We start from the raw sequence: 253 nt of genomic DNA on the forward strand, positions 1-253 counted from the left end.
GCGAAGTGATCGCCGATGCGGCTGATCGCGCTCATGCCCAAGCCGAGGAGGTCGGTCTCCGCATGCGTGGTATAGCCCATGAAGTTGCGCTGCAGGCTGCCGGCGCGCTGGGCGCGGGCGAGCTCGTCCTCTGGCAGGGCGAAGTGATCCATGCCGATGTAGTGGTAGCCGGCGGCCGAGAGCTTCTCGATGGCCAGCTCCAGCAGGCGCAGCTTCATGTCGGGCGGCAGCAGGTCTTCGATCTTGATCTGCT

Annotated in this window: 1 pseudogene; it reads right to left on the minus strand. The window is 65.6% G+C overall.

Going from position 1 to position 253, the window contains the following annotated elements:
- Positions 1-253: pseudogene (locus FLQ44_RS11350) on the minus strand (oxygen-independent coproporphyrinogen III oxidase); the annotation flags it as partial.

It is taken from the genome of Vogesella mureinivorans (genome assembly GCF_007644035.1).
Lineage (GTDB): Bacteria > Pseudomonadota > Gammaproteobacteria > Burkholderiales > Chromobacteriaceae > Vogesella > Vogesella mureinivorans.